14 protein-coding genes are annotated in these 16,348 nt (G+C 39.2%); 10 read left to right on the plus strand and 4 right to left on the minus strand.

Features of this window, described 5'->3' with window-relative positions; translation table 11 throughout:
- The first annotated feature begins 51 nt into the window (after positions 1–51).
- The 6 genes from I6F50_RS00685 to I6F50_RS00710 all read left to right on the plus strand — a co-directional run bounded on the left by I6F50_RS00685 (position 52) and on the right by I6F50_RS00710 (position 6,412).
- Complete coding sequence (locus I6F50_RS00685) at positions 52–795, plus strand: SapC family protein (protein WP_197118761.1); 744 nt, start codon at positions 52–54, stop codon at positions 793–795.
- A gap of 10 nt (positions 796–805) precedes the next feature.
- Positions 806–1,816, plus strand: a complete 1,011-nt coding sequence (locus I6F50_RS00690) for a cupin-like domain-containing protein (RefSeq protein WP_197175050.1) — start codon at positions 806–808, stop codon at positions 1,814–1,816.
- 22 nt (positions 1,817–1,838) lie between these two features.
- Complete coding sequence (locus tag I6F50_RS00695; protein WP_197175052.1) at positions 1,839–3,323, plus strand: tryptophan halogenase family protein; 1,485 nt, start codon at positions 1,839–1,841, stop codon at positions 3,321–3,323.
- Positions 3,324–3,328: 5 nt separating this feature from the next.
- Positions 3,329–4,084, plus strand: coding sequence for a DUF6445 family protein (locus I6F50_RS00700; RefSeq protein WP_197175054.1), 756 nt, complete (start codon positions 3,329–3,331; stop codon positions 4,082–4,084).
- Between the two features lie 7 nt (positions 4,085–4,091).
- Positions 4,092–4,919: a ThuA domain-containing protein gene (locus I6F50_RS00705; protein WP_197175056.1), complete on the plus strand. Its 828-nt coding sequence runs from the start codon at positions 4,092–4,094 to the stop codon at positions 4,917–4,919.
- A 212-nt stretch (positions 4,920–5,131) separates the two neighbouring features.
- The gene (locus I6F50_RS00710; protein WP_197175058.1) at positions 5,132–6,412 is read left to right on the plus strand and encodes a glycosyl hydrolase family 8; all 1,281 of its coding nucleotides are present in this window, start codon (positions 5,132–5,134) and stop codon (positions 6,410–6,412) included.
- Between the two features lie 167 nt (positions 6,413–6,579).
- On the opposite strand, the gene I6F50_RS00715 is transcribed toward I6F50_RS00710, so the two are convergent.
- Positions 6,580–7,554 carry an SMP-30/gluconolactonase/LRE family protein gene (locus I6F50_RS00715; protein WP_197175060.1) on the minus strand — a complete coding sequence of 325 codons (975 nt, stop codon included), beginning with the start codon at positions 7,552–7,554 and terminating at the stop codon, positions 6,580–6,582.
- Between the two features lie 115 nt (positions 7,555–7,669).
- Here I6F50_RS00715 and I6F50_RS00720 point away from each other — a divergent pair, with 115 nt between their 5' ends.
- The 3 genes from I6F50_RS00720 (at position 7,670) to I6F50_RS00730 (ending at position 12,938) form a co-directional block, all read left to right on the plus strand.
- Positions 7,670–8,821, plus strand: coding sequence for an endo-1,4-beta-xylanase (locus I6F50_RS00720; protein ID WP_197175061.1), 1,152 nt, complete (start codon positions 7,670–7,672; stop codon positions 8,819–8,821).
- A 572-nt stretch (positions 8,822–9,393) separates the two neighbouring features.
- On the plus strand, positions 9,394–11,616 hold the full coding sequence (locus tag I6F50_RS00725) for an endo-1,4-beta-xylanase (protein ID WP_197175063.1): 2,223 nt from the start codon (positions 9,394–9,396) through the stop codon (positions 11,614–11,616).
- Between the two features lie 464 nt (positions 11,617–12,080).
- Complete coding sequence (locus tag I6F50_RS00730; RefSeq protein ID WP_165727813.1) at positions 12,081–12,938, plus strand: TIR domain-containing protein; 858 nt, start codon at positions 12,081–12,083, stop codon at positions 12,936–12,938.
- A gap of 122 nt (positions 12,939–13,060) precedes the next feature.
- Here I6F50_RS00730 and I6F50_RS00735 read toward each other — a convergent pair whose 3' ends face one another.
- Complete coding sequence (locus I6F50_RS00735; RefSeq protein WP_197118752.1) at positions 13,061–13,519, minus strand: cupin domain-containing protein; 459 nt, start codon at positions 13,517–13,519, stop codon at positions 13,061–13,063.
- Positions 13,520–13,688: 169 nt separating this feature from the next.
- Here I6F50_RS00735 and I6F50_RS00740 point away from each other — a divergent pair, with 169 nt between their 5' ends.
- Entirely contained in the window at positions 13,689–14,837 is a 1,149-nt protein-coding gene (locus I6F50_RS00740) for an endo-1,4-beta-xylanase (protein WP_197118751.1), read from the plus strand.
- 96 nt (positions 14,838–14,933) lie between these two features.
- Here the strand turns inward: I6F50_RS00740 and I6F50_RS00745 are convergent, their stop codons facing one another.
- Entirely contained in the window at positions 14,934–15,908 is a 975-nt protein-coding gene (locus I6F50_RS00745; protein WP_197175065.1) for an aldose epimerase family protein, read from the minus strand.
- Between the two features lie 13 nt (positions 15,909–15,921).
- Positions 15,922–16,305, minus strand: a complete 384-nt coding sequence (locus I6F50_RS00750; RefSeq protein WP_197118749.1) for a hypothetical protein — start codon at positions 16,303–16,305, stop codon at positions 15,922–15,924.
- Between the last annotated feature and the right edge of the window lie 43 nt (positions 16,306–16,348).

Genomic DNA, 16,348 nt, shown 5'->3' on the forward strand with positions numbered 1-16,348 from the left:
TATGCGTAGTAGTAAGTAAAGGCACATAACAATAATTGGAGCACACAATCCATGGCCAATCATGCATTATTAAATAATGTTGAGCATCAGCATTTAAAAATAAACCCTGCACGCGGCACACACTTAGGTGACGGGGTTTGGTACAGCGAAACATTTGTAAGCGAATTTAGAGTCGCTCAAGCACATTACCCAATATTTTTTACCAAAGATGACGCAACAAATACATTTTCGCCGGTGTGTTTATACGGTATAAACAAAGACGAAAACTTATTTTTAGTAAACCAACAATGGCAAGCACACTACATTCCGCTCAGCATGCAGCGACTGCCTTTTGCTATTGCGACTCAAAATACAATGCAAAACGGTGTAGCAACGCAAGAGCGCATGCTTAGTATTGATTTAGACTCACCAAAAGTGTCAACAAAGCAGGGTATTAGCCTCTTTTTAGAACACGGCGGAAATAGTGATTACCTCGAAAATATAATAAACGTGCTCGACAGCCTTCATCATGGCCTTCAAGAAAATCAGCCTTTTATTAAAACCTTAATTAAACATAGTTTGCTTGAGTCGGTATCGCTAGAACTTGATTTAGTAAACGGGCTTAAACATAACTTACTCGGTTTTTATACCATAAACGAAGACTCGCTAAACCAGCTAGGTAGCGAGGCAATTGCAGAGCTTCACTCACAAGGGTATTTAGCGTGTATATATATGGTCATTGCATCGCAAGTACATGTACGTGATTTAGTGGCGCTTAAAAACGAGCAACTTATGCTACAAAAGCAAGCGATGTAAGTGCTTAACTATGGCAAATTTAGTAAATAAAATTCAATCGCTCAGTGGTTTAACTCCCAGTACGTTACCAAGGGAGCTTTTAAACTCGCCTGTGCCTATTGTACTAAAAGGGTTTGTAAGCGAATGGCCCCTAGTTATTGCTGCTAAAAAATCTGATGCTGCAGCAATTGATTATTTAACGCCGTTTTACGAAGGTTTTTTAGTTAATACCTGCACAATAGCCGCCAGTCAAAATTGGGTTGTAGGGTATAACCACGATATGAGTGGTTTTAACTTTACTAATCAGCAAGCGCCATTTATTAACGCGCTTGAGCAAATAACGCAAACTGCAAATAACCCACACGCAGATACGCTATACATTGGCTCTACTAGCATTGCACAATGCTTACCTTCTTTGGTTGATCACTGCCACGTTAATGCGTTAAGCGAAGGCTGTTTATTTAATGTGTGGGCAGGCGGTAAGGTTACCGTGCCAGCACATTACGACGTAGCGCAAAATTTAGCGTGTTGCGTTGCAGGTAAAAGGCGTTTTACTTTATTTCCCCCCGATCAAATCGATAATTTATATGTAGGCCCGCTTGATAAAGCACCAGGTGGTCAGCCTATAAGTTTAACCACCACAACTGCACCTAACTTTAAGCAGTTTCCTAAGTTTGAACAGGCAATAAAAGCGGCAATTACCGTTGACTTAGAGGCGGGCGATGCACTTATTTTACCCAGTATGTGGTGGCACCAAGTAGAGGGGCTTGGCAGTTTAAATATTCTGTTTAATTATTGGTTTAAAAATACGCCAGCGGTTTATGGTCAACCGACTAATGCATTGCACCTTGCTATTTTAAACATACGTAATTTACCAAAGCATGAGCGCGCAGCATGGCAACGTTTGTTTAATTACTACGTATTTGACGATAACGAATTTACCCACATATCAACGCCTGCACAGTCTATTTTAGCAAAGCCAATGGATGAGCTAACAGCGCGTAAATTAAGAGCCGAATTACAAAATAAATTAAGACGCTAAGCGTACTTGTAAGGTTTGAAATATGAATCAAAATGCAATTAAAAAAATCGTAATAGCAGGTGGCGGCACCGCCGGTTGGATGTGCAGCGCTGCAATGGCAAAGCTGCTAGGTAAAAATATTGAAGTGTGCTTAGTTGAATCTGATTTAATACCGACCGTAGGAGTCGGTGAGTCAACTATCCCTACGCTGCATATATTTCATGATTTACTAAAAATTAGTGAATCAGAATTTATGGCAGCCACCAACGCCACCTTTAAATTAGGCATATCGTTTGAGGGCTGGAAACAAAACCAACAAAGCTACTTTCACTCGTTTGGTTATGTGGGGCAAGGCTGTTGGGCTGCGGGTTTTCAGCATTTTTGGCTTAAAGGCATGCAGCAAGGTGTAGCAGCCGATATTGGCGACTATTGCACAGAGCACGTAGCAAGCCGTTTAGGTAAATTTGCCGTAGTGCCGAATCAAGACCGTAATCATGCTTATCAGTTAGATGCAGGTTTGTACGCTAAGTTTTTACGAAAGTTTGCACAGCAAAACGGCGCTAAACGTATAGAAGGCATGATAAGCAAAGTTAACTTAGAGCCCTCTAATGGCTTTATAAAATCGCTTACTTTGGGTGATGGGCAAATTATTGAGGGCGATTTATTTATAGATTGCACCGGCTTTAAAGGCTTATTAATAGAGCAAGCGCTACACACCGGATACGAAGATTGGAGCCATTGGCTGCCGTGCGACAGCGCAGTAGCAGTACAAACTGAATTAGTAAGTCCAATAGTGCCATACACACGCGCCATGGCGCATAAATGTGGTTGGCAGTGGCAAATACCACTGCAAAGCCGCCGTGGTAATGGCTTAGTATTTTGTAGTAAATACATGAGCGATGAAGAGGCAAAAGCAGCGCTCCTTAATAACGTAGAAGGCAAACCCATTAATGAGCCGCGCGTTATAAAATATCGCACCGGTACACGACGTAAACATTGGAACAAAAACTGTGTGGCTATTGGCTTAGCCAGTGGTTTTATAGAGCCGCTTGAATCAACCAGTATTCATTTAATTCAGCAAAGCATTATTAGATTAATGCAAAACATGCCAACCAAAGCAATTGAGTCGTGCTATCAAGATGACTTTAATAACAAAATGCGCTTTGAGGCGGAAAATATCCGCGACTTTATTGTGCTGCATTACCATGTAACACAGCGCACCGACAGCGACTTTTGGCGTTACTGTAAAAACATGCCAATACCAGAGTCGCTTGCTAAACGCCTTGAGCTATTTAAGCAAAGTGGGCATGTTTATAAAGCAGAGCAAGAGCTATTTGGCGAAGCATCGTGGTTACAAGTGATGTTAGGGCAAGGGATAGTGCCGCAAAATTATCACCCCATTGTAGATAGCATGAGCGATGATGAGTTAAAACGCTTTTTAGAATCAATAAAAAATCATGTAGCTAAAAAGGCTAACAGCTTACCGAGTCACATTGATTTTATTAATCATTATTGCAAGGCTAAGTAAGTTTTATGCTAACACTTGGCAATAACTTACAGCCGCAATATGAGTTTATAGGGCAGGAGCAAACGCCAATTATTATAATTGACGACTACCTTAGTGAGCCGCAAAAACTTATAAACTTAGCACAAAGTGCTGATGAAAGTGATGCCCTAAGTGATGAAAATCATGCGCAAAATCATGCGCAAAATCAGGGCGAATTTAAGCCCGACGAACTCACTCAATACCCAGGTTTACGCATGCCGTTGCCAAAGCAATGCGTGGTTGATTACTTAAAGCCTCTTATACAGGGGTTTTATAACGTATTTAATATTGGGCAAACACTTACCCCATACCCAAAAGATAATACCTTATCGTTAATTACTAAAACGGAGCAGCAGCTATCACCAATACAAACCTTGCCACACTTTGATACAAACGATCCTAACTTAATTGCGATTATTCATTACCTTGGGGAGGGAGCGCACGGCGGCACTGGGTTTTTTAGGCATAAAAAAACAGGGTTTGAAACAATAAGCACAAAGCGCAAAAACACGTATTTAACGCATGCTCAACACATCCTTGAGTGCAGTAACACAAAACCTAGTTATTGCACCCCACAGCACAGTGAGTTTGAATGCTATAAGCACATAGAATATAAGCCAAATAGGCTTATTGTGTTTCCTGGGTATTTGCTGCATACAAGTTTGCTTAATACGGCTACCGATATTTCACCGTGTCCACAAACAGGGCGGCTAACGGCCAATATGTTTGTTCATTTTAAATAGGAATACTATGTTTTTTTCTTTACCTAGATTCGCATATAAAGGTTGGCTATTAAGCTTTTTTGTATTGGCGCTGAGTACGGCAACAGTGCAAAAAAGTCATGCTACAGGGTTTGATACTCTCCCTAAAAAGCAATTTAATGTACTGCTATTTACAAAAACTGCAGGGTGGCACCATAAGTCGCAAACCGAAGGCGTTAAAGCGCTAGAACGCTTAGCCGATAAGCACTTTTTTAATTTAATTTGGCACGAAGAAAGCCATTATTTTAACGACGACTACTTAAAAAATGTTGATGTAGTAGTGTTTTTATCAACCACAGGCGATATTTTAAACCCAAAAGAGCAAGCCGCGCTTGAGCGATTTGTAAAAGCAGGTAAAGGCTTTGTGGGTATTCATAGCGCATCAGACACCGAATACGATTGGCCGTGGTATCAAAAGCTGGTGGGGCGCACCTTTAACATTCATCCTGTTATTCAAACCGGTGTATTAAGCAAAGTGCCTAATACTAACTTTATAGGCTTAAACCATATGCCGCAGGAAATGCTTTGGACTGACGAGTGGTACGAGTTTGGGCCAGAGCTCACTAAATTAAACTACTTACTCACTGTTGATGAGCAAAGTTATAACCCAACTGCCGATTGGGGTAATAACAAAACAGGCTCAGGCATGGGATCGTTTCATCCTATTTCGTGGTATCACAATTACGATGGCGGCCGCTCATTTTATACCGCTCTTGGGCATACTAATGCGGTGTATAACAGTGAGTTTTTAACCGAGCATATTTATGGCGGTATTTATTGGGCTGCAACAGGTAAAGGGTTAAAAAGCAGTAATTAATGAATAACTCATAAATGTACTTTTTAATATTATTTACATCACTAAGGCCGCTTTTTTAAGCGGCCTTTTGCATTTTAGGCACTGTGTAAACACCTCACTCATTTAACTTAGTTTATAAAATAAACAAATAGCTTTGAGAATTGCTTGATCAAATGGTCAAAAAGACTATGTTTAATTTGCACGCTGATATAATTCAAATAAAGAGGATAAACATGAAAGTATTTTTTAAAATAACAACTTTACTGTTAACACTAATAAGCTACCAAACAATTGCTGCATTTAACAATAATCCATCGAGTGCAGGCGCCGACAGCTCGGGCGCTTACCGAAACCTCGCACAAGAAATGGGCAAAACAAATATACAACAAAAGGTAAATAGTACTTTTAACAATATGTTTGGAAGTAATAATACCCAGCAATTGTATTACCCATACTCAGAAAATGGCGTTTATAAAGCACACTACATAAAAGCAATTAACCCAGGCGAAGGTGATGATATAAGAACAGAAGGGCAATCATGGGGGATGACTGCTGCTGTTATGCTCTACAAGCAAGAAGAATTTGATAACTTATGGCGCTTTGCTAAAGCGTATCAAAAAAATCCAGACAATCACCCTGATGTAAAAAAACAAGGTGTTTACGCGTGGAAACTAAAGCTTAATCAAAACGGTTTTGTTTATAAAGTAGATGAAGGCCCGGCACCTGATGGCGAAGAGTACTTTGCTTTTGCACTACTTAATGCGTCAGCTCGTTGGGGTAATTCGGGCGAATTTGATTATTATGCTGATGCCATTACTATGTTAAACACAATTAAAAACAAGCTGATGCAAAACCAAATAATCCGTTTTTCACCTTACATTGATAACCTAACAGACCCTTCTTATCATATACCTGCGTTTTACGACTACTTTGCAAATAACGTGACTAATCAAGCCGACAAAAATTACTGGCGACAAGTGGCTACAAAAAGTAGAACCTTACTTAAAAACCATTTTACAAAAGTGAATGATAATCCGCATTGGAACTTACCTACATTTTTATCGCGCTTAGATGGCAGCCCTGTTATTGGTTACATTTTTAACGGCCAAGCAAACCCAGGTCAATGGTATGAGTTTGATGCATGGCGCGTAATTATGAATGTTGGCTTAGACGCGCACTTAATGGGTGCTCAGGCGTGGCATAAAAATGCAGTTAATAAAGCACTTGGCTTTTTAAGTTATGCAAAAACAAACAACAGTAAAAACTGTTACGAGCAAGTGTATTCGTACGGTGGAGCGCAAAACAAAGGCTGCGCAGGCGAAGGACAAAAAGCCGCGAATGCAGTAGCGTTACTTGCTTCAACAAACACTGGGCAAGCAAATGAGTTTTTTAACGACTTTTGGTCTTTATCGCAACCAACGGGTGACTACCGTTACTATAATGGTTCGTTATATATGTTAGCTATGCTGCATGTATCGGGTAACTTTAAGTTTTACAACAACACGTTTAATTAAAATAACAATACCTAAGCAGCAAAAGCCTAAGTAGCAAAAACTAAGTAGTAAAAGCTTAGGCAGCAAAACCTAGATAATAAAAAACCGGTGTAACCAAGTTACACCGGTTTTTTATGTATAACGAGTAAGCTAACTTTTATCTTTAATAAGTTGCTTAACTAATTTAGCTAATTAGCCAAACCCGCTACTTTTACATCAAGCGTAAACAAGCCCTTGGCGGTAGTTATTAATAATGTTTTGCGGTCTTTACCACCAAACGCAAGGTTGGTTACATTAGGGCCAAGTTCAATTTTATCGATAAACGCGCCACTTGGCGTGTAAATATTAATAACGCCTTTTTTGTGACTGCTTACGTAAATATTGCCAGCGGAGTCTACTTTTATACCATCTGGCGAGGTTACTTTAATAAAGTCTTCGCGCGGTGAAATCTCACCGTTTTTATCAATAGTGTATTTGCTTACACGGTTGCTAAAGTCGCCAATATAAAGGGTACGTTGATCGGGCGAGAGCGCAACACCGTTGGGCTTTTCAAGAGTAGCGTCAATTAAACTAAGTACGCCTGTATTGCTTAACTTATACACACCAGTATAAGGCATTTGCTGAGTGCGTTCGCCTATTTGCCAATTAGGATCGGTAAAAAATATATCGCCATTTTTATGCATAGTCATATCGTTTGGCGAGCTAAAGCTTAGCCCATCAAATTCATTAACTACCACGGTATTAGTTTTACTTTTTATATTAATTTTAGAAAGCGACTGCGTACTGTGGTTAAGCGTATAGAGGCTCTCTCCTTTGGCATACAAACCGTTTGTACCACTGTGTTTTAAATAAGTGGTAAGGATATTGGGCAGCACTAATTTATAAATGGTCGAATCGGGGCCGAGTGCTTGCGAGCTTGCAAAGTTCATTTCTGAAAAATAAAACGCATTGTCTTGGCTTGACCACGTAGGCCCTTCTAAAAACAAAAGCTCGTCACTAACAAGTGTGGGCTTAACGCCTTTTATTAATGGTGACTGCTCATTGCTTTGGCTGTTTACAGCGTTTAACAAAGGTGTATTTTCAAGTTGTTGTGCCAGCGCTGCTTTATTAAAGCAGAGCATTAATACAACTAAGCTTAGCGTTTTTTTGTGTGTTTTTAGCATGGACGTTTACTCAGGTTTGTTTAATTTATAATTAATGGTCATTTTGACTATATCATTTATTTTTTTCGTTGTATGATATTTATTGAAAATAATAACGATTCAACGGAGCACACACATGCATAAAAAACACACACTCGGCCTGCTTTTACTTGCAGGGTCTTTAAGCGTAAATGCTGCACAAGGCCAAGATCCAGCCCCAGTCCCAGCCCTTAAAAACACCTTTGCAGACTCATTTAAAATGGGGGTTGCTGTAAACCAAGATATAGTGACAGGCAAAAACGCAGCCGCGCAGTCAATTATTGCTAAGCAATTTAATACAGTCACCCTAGAAAACGCCATGAAAGCAGAAGTAATTTATCCGCAAAAAGGTAAGGTTGATTTTAGTGGTGCAGATGCGTTTATAGATTTTGCCAAGCAAAATAACATGTTTACCGTAGCTCACACCTTAGTGTGGCATAACCAAACGCCTGACTGGTTTTTTACAAATAGCAAAAATGAGCCAAATACCCCAGCAGAGCAGTTAGAGCAAATGCGCAAACACATAGAGCTGGTAGCAGGGCGCTATAAAAACAAAGTAGATGCGTGGGATGTAGTAAACGAAGTAATTGCTGATGACGGCTCTTATCGCCCAACTGTGTGGGTTAACCGCGTAGGTGATGGCGATACCATGGTAAAAGCCGCATTTAAATACGCCCAGCAGTATTCACCTAATACTGAGCTTTACTACAACGACTTTAATGCGTGGCGACCAGAAAAAAGAGACGGTATTATACGTATGATCAAAATGTTGCAAAAAGAAGGTATCCGAATCGACGGCATTGGCATACAAGCGCATTGGGGGCTTAACTTTCCTAAAATGCAATATATTGAACAAGCCATTGACGCCTACGCTGCGCTGGGTATAAAAGTGATGATCACTGAGCTTGATATAGACGTGCTGCCTTTAACAAAAGAAGGGCAGATTACCGGCACCGATATGATGAAACCACAGTTTCAGTTAGAAGAGTTTGAAACCTACCTCGACCCATACAAAAATGGCTTGCCAAGCGACGTAGAAGCGCAACTAAACGCCCGTTATAAAGCCTTGTTTGAACTGTTTTATGCAAAACGCGATAAAATAGACCGCGTAACCTTTTGGGGGTTACACGATGGTATGTCGTGGAAAAACGACTACCCAATCCCAAACAGAACAAACTACCCATTACTATGGGATCGTAATTTAAACCCTAAGCCAGTTATTAAAACCATTGCTGAAGTAGTTCAGTAAATCGCATTGTGTAGTCAAAGCCGATTATTTTTAAATACTCGGCTTTTTTTGTTTGGAAATTTCCACATAGGGGCAAATAAAAGTCACTTTACTAAGCGATGAGTTGGCAAACCTTGATCTTACCTAAGTAATACAAGCGCAAGTATCACTTACACCTTCTATTTAATTATTTTTTCATACTCAAAGAAAACGCAATATGAAGCGGGTTAAATTTTAACCTTGATCCTTATTGTTAAATAGACTATAACAATGTTGGTTTTAGGTTAATTTAATGATTGTATATTCACACACACGATATAGAACAATAAAAATTTAATTTAAGCCTTAACTATAACTCGATGATTTTAAGCTTATATATGTACCCTTGTACAAGGTAAATATTAACGTTTGAAGAGATATTAAAATAATAAACATAAATGACTGTTTGTTTTTCTAATTAGTTGTAGTCATATTGAATAATAGTTTTTGATAATGCAGTAGAAATACTCTTATCATATTTTATTCACTCAAATGGCTTTACTGCACCTAATTTAAAAGCGACTCATTTATTGCTTTAGTCTAAGGAATAAAAAATGAATAAATCGATTTTTCGTAACACCGGATTAGTGACCTTAGTGTCACTTTTAATGGCGTGCGGGGGGAATAATAAAGATACACCGGTGCCTGAACCCATACCGGAAGTAGTAGCCCCTGATACTCCAGAGCCTGAAGCGCCAATAGCAGCTGAAATAACAAATGGCGGGTTTGAAGAAGACACTGCAGGGCAAACAACCCCCGTCGGAAATTGGGTATTTAGGCCAACACAAGAATCAAGCGCGACTTCTACTATAGAAGTAATAGAATCCGAAGAAGGCGTTAATACTTACCAAGGCACAAAAGCAGTTGAGGTTAACGTTAATACACTGGGTGACAACCCGTGGGGTATTGAAATAGCTTATGAAGACCTTCCTATCACCGGTGGTAAAAATTACGAGTTTAGTGTTTGGGCCAAAGGTGAAGAGGGAACCAGTGCCGATTTTTGGATTCAAACGCCCGCACCAGATTACGGTCAACTTAGCCTAGTAAAAGAAACACTCACAGGCGAGTGGCAAAAAATTACATTAACAGCCGCAACAGCCGAAGCTGACTCTTTAATTAGGCTGGCAATTCACTTTTCAAAAGAAGAGAATATTAACAAGTCTATATACCTAGACGAATTTTCAGGCTTTATTTTAGACGATGTACCAGCACAAGAAATACCTGATGTTCAATATAGCGAAGTAACAGCGCAAAGTTTAAAAGCATTGGCACCTAATTTTAATATTGGTGTGGCTGTGCCAGCGGGTGGTTTTGGTAACAGCATAATAGACAGACCAGAGATTAAAACGATTATTGAACAACACTTTAATCAGCTCTCTGCTGAAAATATTATGAAGCCTACCTATTTACAACCAACCCAAGGCGAATTTTTTTACGATAATTCTGATGAGCTAGTTAACTACGCCAAAGACAACTCACTCACCGTGCATGGCCATGTTTTTGTGTGGCACTCGCAAATTGCGCCTTGGATGCAAAGTTTTCAAGGTGATAAAGCCGCGTGGATAACCATGATGGAAAATCACATCACTCAAGTTGCCACTCATTTTGAAGAAGAAGGCGATAACGATACCGTCGTTAGCTGGGATGTAGTTAACGAAGCGTTTATGGAAAATGGTAAATACCGTGGTGAAAAAACCACTGACGACAGCGCCGACGAATCTGTATGGTTTGAAAATATAGGAGCCGAATTTTTACCATTAGCCTATAAAGCAGCAAGAGCGGCCGACCCCGATGCCGACTTATACTACAATGATTACAACCTGATTTGGAATGCCGACAAATTAGATGCCGTTATATCTATGGTTAACGATTTTCAAAACAACGGCGTGCCTATTGATGGTATAGGGTTTCAATCTCATATTTCACTTAACAGCCCTGACATTTCAACCATTCAGGCACATCTTCAAAAAGTGGTCGATATTCGCCCTAAAATTAAAGTAAAAATTACCGAGCTAGATGTTCGTATGAACAACGAAGGCGGCATTCCTCTAACTTACCTAACCAGTGAAAGAGCGGATGAGCAAAAGCAGTACTACTACGATATTGTTAAAACATACCTAGAAACTGTACCTGAAGATCAACGCGGTGGCATAACTATTTGGGGCGTAATTGACGAGGATAGCTGGCTACAAAACTGGCCAGAGCCGACAACAGAATGGCCACTGTTATTTTTTAATGACTTTACTGCAAAGCCTGCCTTACAAGGATTTGCTAATGCATTAAAAGAGCTAATTGAAGTTGTACAACCAGCACCTTCATCAGAGCTGTTAACTAATGGCGACTTTGAAGCCGGACTTGATTCATGGCAAGCGCGTGGCAGTGCAAGCATAACCTTAGAGTCAACCCAAGCCCACAGTGGCAATAATAGCGCTTTAGTACAAGGGCGAACTGAAACGTGGAATGGGTTACAAAAGGATGTAAAAGGCTTATTTACAGCAGATAAAACCTATAACGTATCTGCATGGGTTAAGTTATCTGACGATACCAGTACCGTTTCACCAGATATAAAACTCACGCTACAAATAGAGCACACTAGCACTGAGTACCTAGAGCTTACACCTGTTACAACAGTTGCAGCAGGCGACTGGGTACAGTTATCAGGTACTTACACACATTCAATTACAACGCAGGAAAGCGCGGCTTTACTTTATGTTGAGTCAAGTGAACTCACTGCAGACTTTTATGTGGATGATGTATCGGTAACCTTGGTCGAATAATAAGTTTAACTAAAAGTAATTAACCCCAGATTAAATAGTCTGTATTTTTATACAGACTATTTTTTTGCGTGTGCTTTAATTGTTTTACTCAAAATGAAGCAAGTTAAGTAGCGTTGCCTATTGTGGTTGTTTGATGACGTTTTAATAAAACGATTGCATATGAAGTTAAGCAAAGTGTAATCAAAGCTGGATATTTTTAAATACTCGGCTTTTTTTAGAAAATTTTCACGAAGAGAAGAAAATGAGAAGTGCCCGACGAGTTCAAAGCATCATGATAAGAAAAAATAACTTAAAGCTTATAACTAGCAATACGTTATAGTACTTTGTACTAATATAAGAATAAATAGCAGGATTTATTTATATCTTAAATGAGATAGATAAGTTCTGTATGAATAGCTATACGAATCATCAAAATTAAGTATCTGTATAGCGTGATATAAATTATTTAAAATGGTTGTATTAACATGGAAAAACCTCGTCTATTTATTGGTTCATCGTCGGAAAGCTATGATGTGGCTAGTGCATGTAATGTTTGTCTTGACCGCAAAGTTGAAGTAACAATTTGGGATAAGATATTTAACTCAGGTGGAGATACTCTTACATCACTTACCGATAAAGCAAAAAATGTTGATTTTGCGCTTTTTATATTTTGCCCTGAAGATCTAACTGTAATGAGAAGTAATCCTAAACCTACAGTCCGAGACAACGTAATATTTGAGTTGGGATTATTTATTGGAGCCTTAGGCAAAGAGCGCTGTTTTATTCTTAAGCCTAGGCATGAAGAGCTTTATATGCCGACGGATTTATTGGGTGTAAACATCAACGACTATGATCCTATTCGCAGAGATAATGATTTAGAATCGGCAGTAAATTCAGCATGTACCAGGTTTTTAAAGCAAATAGATAAGTTAGGTAGTTTCCATAGCCAATTTAAAGACGATCTACGTCAATCAGCTGGTACAACTGAATACAAAAAATCTCTCCCTCAACACGTTGTAACAGAGTCTATGCTCATTATTCTTTGCAACTTACTTTCAACAGCAACAGACAACGACAGTATTTCAGCTTTCAGTTTGTCTAATAGTTCAGAGCCACATAAAAGTACTATAGCTTTAATAAAACTAGAACGAATGCGTTTAATTGAGAAAGTACTTGATTCAGATTTTAATGGTAATGAGTGGTATGGCTATAAATTAACGCAAGATGGGGTTGAATACGTGTTAGAAAATGAAACTAGAATAGATAAACTCTTAACGCCAATTCAACAACCGCAGTACAGACAGTCAACTCCAGAAGTAAAAGATGACGATATTTCGTTTTAATTAAAAAATAGCCTGATCTTATATCAGGCTATTTTTTCCTCTAAAAGCGAAGCGTCTCTTAACCTCTTTGTGCATAATTCACTTAATCTATTTCACTAAAAACTGAAAAAAGCCATCCAAAATTACTTAGCCTGATACCTCACTATCACAAACTTAAGTGGCACATCGCCGTTGTTATAAATGCCGTGTAGGTCATTAGGGGCTGCAAATAAAATATCCCCGGTGAGTGCTGGTTGGCTTTTACCATTAAGTGTCCAGGTGCCTGAGCCCTCAAGAATCATTAAGTATTCTTCATCAGGATGCTGGTGGGCAGGGTGTATTTCGTTATTAGGTTTAATAACCGCGACGCCGGTAATAGCGCCTTTGGTGAGTGATGTATCGCCATAAAAGTAGGTATGAAAATCACCGCCTTCGTAGTGAGTGATGTGCGCGTCTTTTTGGCTCACTATAGATGAGGTAAGTTGCTTGGGTTTATCTGCTGCGCTAACAGGTGATGCAGAAGTTAATGCAGCAGTTAATGCGACCGTTAATGCAAAAATGGCTGCGGCTTTTAGTGATAAGGTGTTTGTTGTGTTTTTCATGTGTGTCCTTGCTAATTTATTTACTAGTTATCTTGCTAGTTAGGTATGCAATTAAGGAATGTGTACTGTGTTATTTTTGTTCAGTCTATTTTAATAAAACGTTGTTGTCAAAAAGACTATATGGTGTTAAGTTTACCTTGCACACTAAAAAACACACAACAGGTACATCATGCATAAAAATAAACTAACGATTGCTATTTTATTAGGAATGTCGAGCCTTGCACTTGGCTGTAATGGCTCAGCAGAGCAAAGTAAACCGACACTAAAAGCACAAAAAGCGCCGGAGCAATTAACGCTTAAAGCGCAATTTAAAGATCATTTTAAAATTGGTACAGCAATTAGCCGCGACCAAGTATTAGGAGCTTTGCCTGAAGATTTAAACGTAGCTAAAGCGCAATTTAATACCTTTACGCCAGAAAATTCTATGAAGTGGGAGCGTATACACCCAGAGCTTGAAACGTATGATTTTGAAGCCGCTGATGCGTTAGTTAAGTACGCACAAGAGAACAACCAAGAGTTAGTTGGGCATACATTAGTGTGGCATTCGCAAACGCCTGATTGGGTTTTTGAAGACGAGCAGGGCGAACCGCTTACCCGCGACGCATTACTTAAGCGTATGCAAAACCATATTAATGCTGTTGCAGGGCGTTATAAAAACCGTATTTTTGCATGGGACGTTGTAAACGAAGCACTTAACGAAGACGGCACACTGCGTGAATCTAAATGGAGCACCATTATTGGTGACGACTTTATAGAATACGCGTTTAAATACGCTAAGCAGGCAGCGCCTAATGCCAAGCTGTATTACAACGACTACAACTTGTATAAGCCAGAAAAAAGAGCCGGTGCAATTGCGCTTATTAAAAATTTACAAAGCAAAGGCATTGAAATAGATGGTATTGGTATGCAAGCGCATTATTCGCTTGATAACCCAGAGCTTTCGTTAATGGAAGACTCTATTGTGGCATACGCAGCAACAGGTATTGATGTAATGATAACCGAGCTTGATATTTCGGTTTTACCGTTCCCTGAAGGTGAAGAACAAGGCGCTGACATTTCGTTAGATATTGCCTTGCAAGAGCGCTTTAATCCATACCCGAATGGTTTACCGAGTGAAGTAAATACCCAGTTGGGCGAGCGTTATAAAGCCGTATTTAACATACTTAAAAAGCATGACGATAAAGTAAGCCGCGTAACATTTTGGGGTATAAGCGATGCAGGCACTTGGCGTAACGATTGGCCAATGCAAGGGCGCACCGATTACCCATTATTAATTGACCGTGAGTTAAAACTTAAAAGCTTTGTAAGCGATTTATAATAGTAAAAAACATTTAATCTCCCGTAAAGGATCGCTTAATAGCGATCCTTTTTTGGTTTTAAGCGCTTAAAATAGCTATTTTTGATAGGTTTATTATTAAGATTTCAAGTTAGTTAAGCAGTAACTAATATGCGTTTGCAAAGGCACTTGTGGTGTTAAATAGCTAAATGGGAAGTGTGGGGTATTTGGGCTGTCGGGGCAAAATTGCGGCTCTAGGCAAATACCGTCATGTGCATTAAAAGGACTTTTTAAATGCTGCCCTGTATACACCTGAATGGCAGGGTAGTTAGAAAGCACACTCAGCATTACCTTTTCATCAGCACTTGTAAGCTCAGCGTGTTGCTTATTGGTTTGCAGGTTAAGTGTTTGTTCGGTTACAAAGTTATGATCGAGTTTATCGGTTTTATTAAGCACTCGCGCATTTGTATAGTCAAAAGGCGTATTGGCTACAGGGGCTATTAAGCCTGTGGGAATTGCGTGCGAATTTATGGGCGTATAATGCGCTGCGGCCAATTTTAATATATGCCCTTGTGCGCTGTTAGTAATGCCATTTAAATTAAAATATGGGTGCGCTGTTGGCCCTGCAATGGTTTTTTTATTACTGGTAATTGTAAATTTAATATCAAGATTACTCTGGTTTTTACTGTTAGTGGTAAAGCTGTACAGCACATTAAATGTGGTTTTACCTGGGTAGCCGTTGTAACCATCGGGTAGGGTAATACTTAAACTTAATGCATTTTTGTGATGATAATCGAGCTGCCAAAACAAGTCGCTTAATGCTTTTTGACCGCCGTGGAGTTGGTTTACTCCTTCGTTTTTATTAAGCGCATAGGCTTTATCATCAATGTGTACTTGTGCGTTACTTAGCCTGTTTGCATAAGGACCGGCTACCGCGCCTAAGTAAAACGTATCGTTTAAATAGTCATTAATATTAGAATAGCCAAGTATAATATTTCGTTTTTTATTATCAACATGGGTAACCCAGCTGGTAAGCCGGGCACCGTAGTTAATAATAGAAATAGTATCGTTTGTTTCATTACTTAGTGTGTATGGAACAAGTGAAGTTGTCATGGTGGTTACTCTTTTAATTGTTCATTCTGGCTTTTTTAATTTCTTCTTTTACGATTGGATACAGATCGTAAGTTGGGTAAAACTCAGTGCTGTAGGCTTTCCAACCATAGCGCTCAATCGATAAATTTACTTTTGGTAATAACGCTGCTGGAAAGCGCAAGGTAACAACTTGGCCTATGCCCATCATTACTTTCCAAGATTCTACCGTTGCACCCTCTGGCGGAAAATGTTTGTAAAAGTTAGCGTTGTTGAGTATTTCTTTTATTTCAGAGAGGCTTTTTGATTGGTCGTGCTTTAAAAAAATCGTTAGCATTAGTTCATCATTTTGAGCGTCATTTGCCCATGCGTTAAAACTAGTGCTTGCACTAAAAAGCATAATTAATAGTAAGTATTTCATCATATTCCTTAAATTTAAAAATGCGCTAAGCATTGGGATACTT

It is taken from the genome of Pseudoalteromonas sp. NZS127_1 (assembly GCF_015864295.1).
GTDB lineage: Bacteria > Pseudomonadota > Gammaproteobacteria > Enterobacterales > Alteromonadaceae > Pseudoalteromonas > Pseudoalteromonas arctica.

Coding starts and splice junctions, on each gene's coding strand:
- I6F50_RS00685 (WP_197118761.1), top strand. CDS start 52: ATGGCCAATCATGCATTATTAAATAATGTTGAGCATCAGCATTTAAAA.
- I6F50_RS00690 (WP_197175050.1), top strand. CDS start 806: ATGGCAAATTTAGTAAATAAAATTCAATCGCTCAGTGGTTTAACTCCC.
- I6F50_RS00695 (WP_197175052.1), top strand. CDS start 1,839: ATGAATCAAAATGCAATTAAAAAAATCGTAATAGCAGGTGGCGGCACC.
- I6F50_RS00700 (WP_197175054.1), top strand. CDS start 3,329: ATGCTAACACTTGGCAATAACTTACAGCCGCAATATGAGTTTATAGGG.
- I6F50_RS00705 (WP_197175056.1), top strand. CDS start 4,092: ATGTTTTTTTCTTTACCTAGATTCGCATATAAAGGTTGGCTATTAAGC.
- I6F50_RS00710 (WP_197175058.1), top strand. CDS start 5,132: ATGAAAGTATTTTTTAAAATAACAACTTTACTGTTAACACTAATAAGC.
- I6F50_RS00715 (WP_197175060.1), bottom strand. CDS start 7,554: ATGCTAAAAACACACAAAAAAACGCTAAGCTTAGTTGTATTAATGCTC.
- I6F50_RS00720 (WP_197175061.1), top strand. CDS start 7,670: ATGCATAAAAAACACACACTCGGCCTGCTTTTACTTGCAGGGTCTTTA.
- I6F50_RS00725 (WP_197175063.1), top strand. CDS start 9,394: ATGAATAAATCGATTTTTCGTAACACCGGATTAGTGACCTTAGTGTCA.
- I6F50_RS00730 (WP_165727813.1), top strand. CDS start 12,081: ATGGAAAAACCTCGTCTATTTATTGGTTCATCGTCGGAAAGCTATGAT.
- I6F50_RS00735 (WP_197118752.1), bottom strand. CDS start 13,519: ATGAAAAACACAACAAACACCTTATCACTAAAAGCCGCAGCCATTTTT.
- I6F50_RS00740 (WP_197118751.1), top strand. CDS start 13,689: ATGCATAAAAATAAACTAACGATTGCTATTTTATTAGGAATGTCGAGC.
- I6F50_RS00745 (WP_197175065.1), bottom strand. CDS start 15,908: ATGACAACTTCACTTGTTCCATACACACTAAGTAATGAAACAAACGAT.
- I6F50_RS00750 (WP_197118749.1), bottom strand. CDS start 16,305: ATGAAATACTTACTATTAATTATGCTTTTTAGTGCAAGCACTAGTTTT.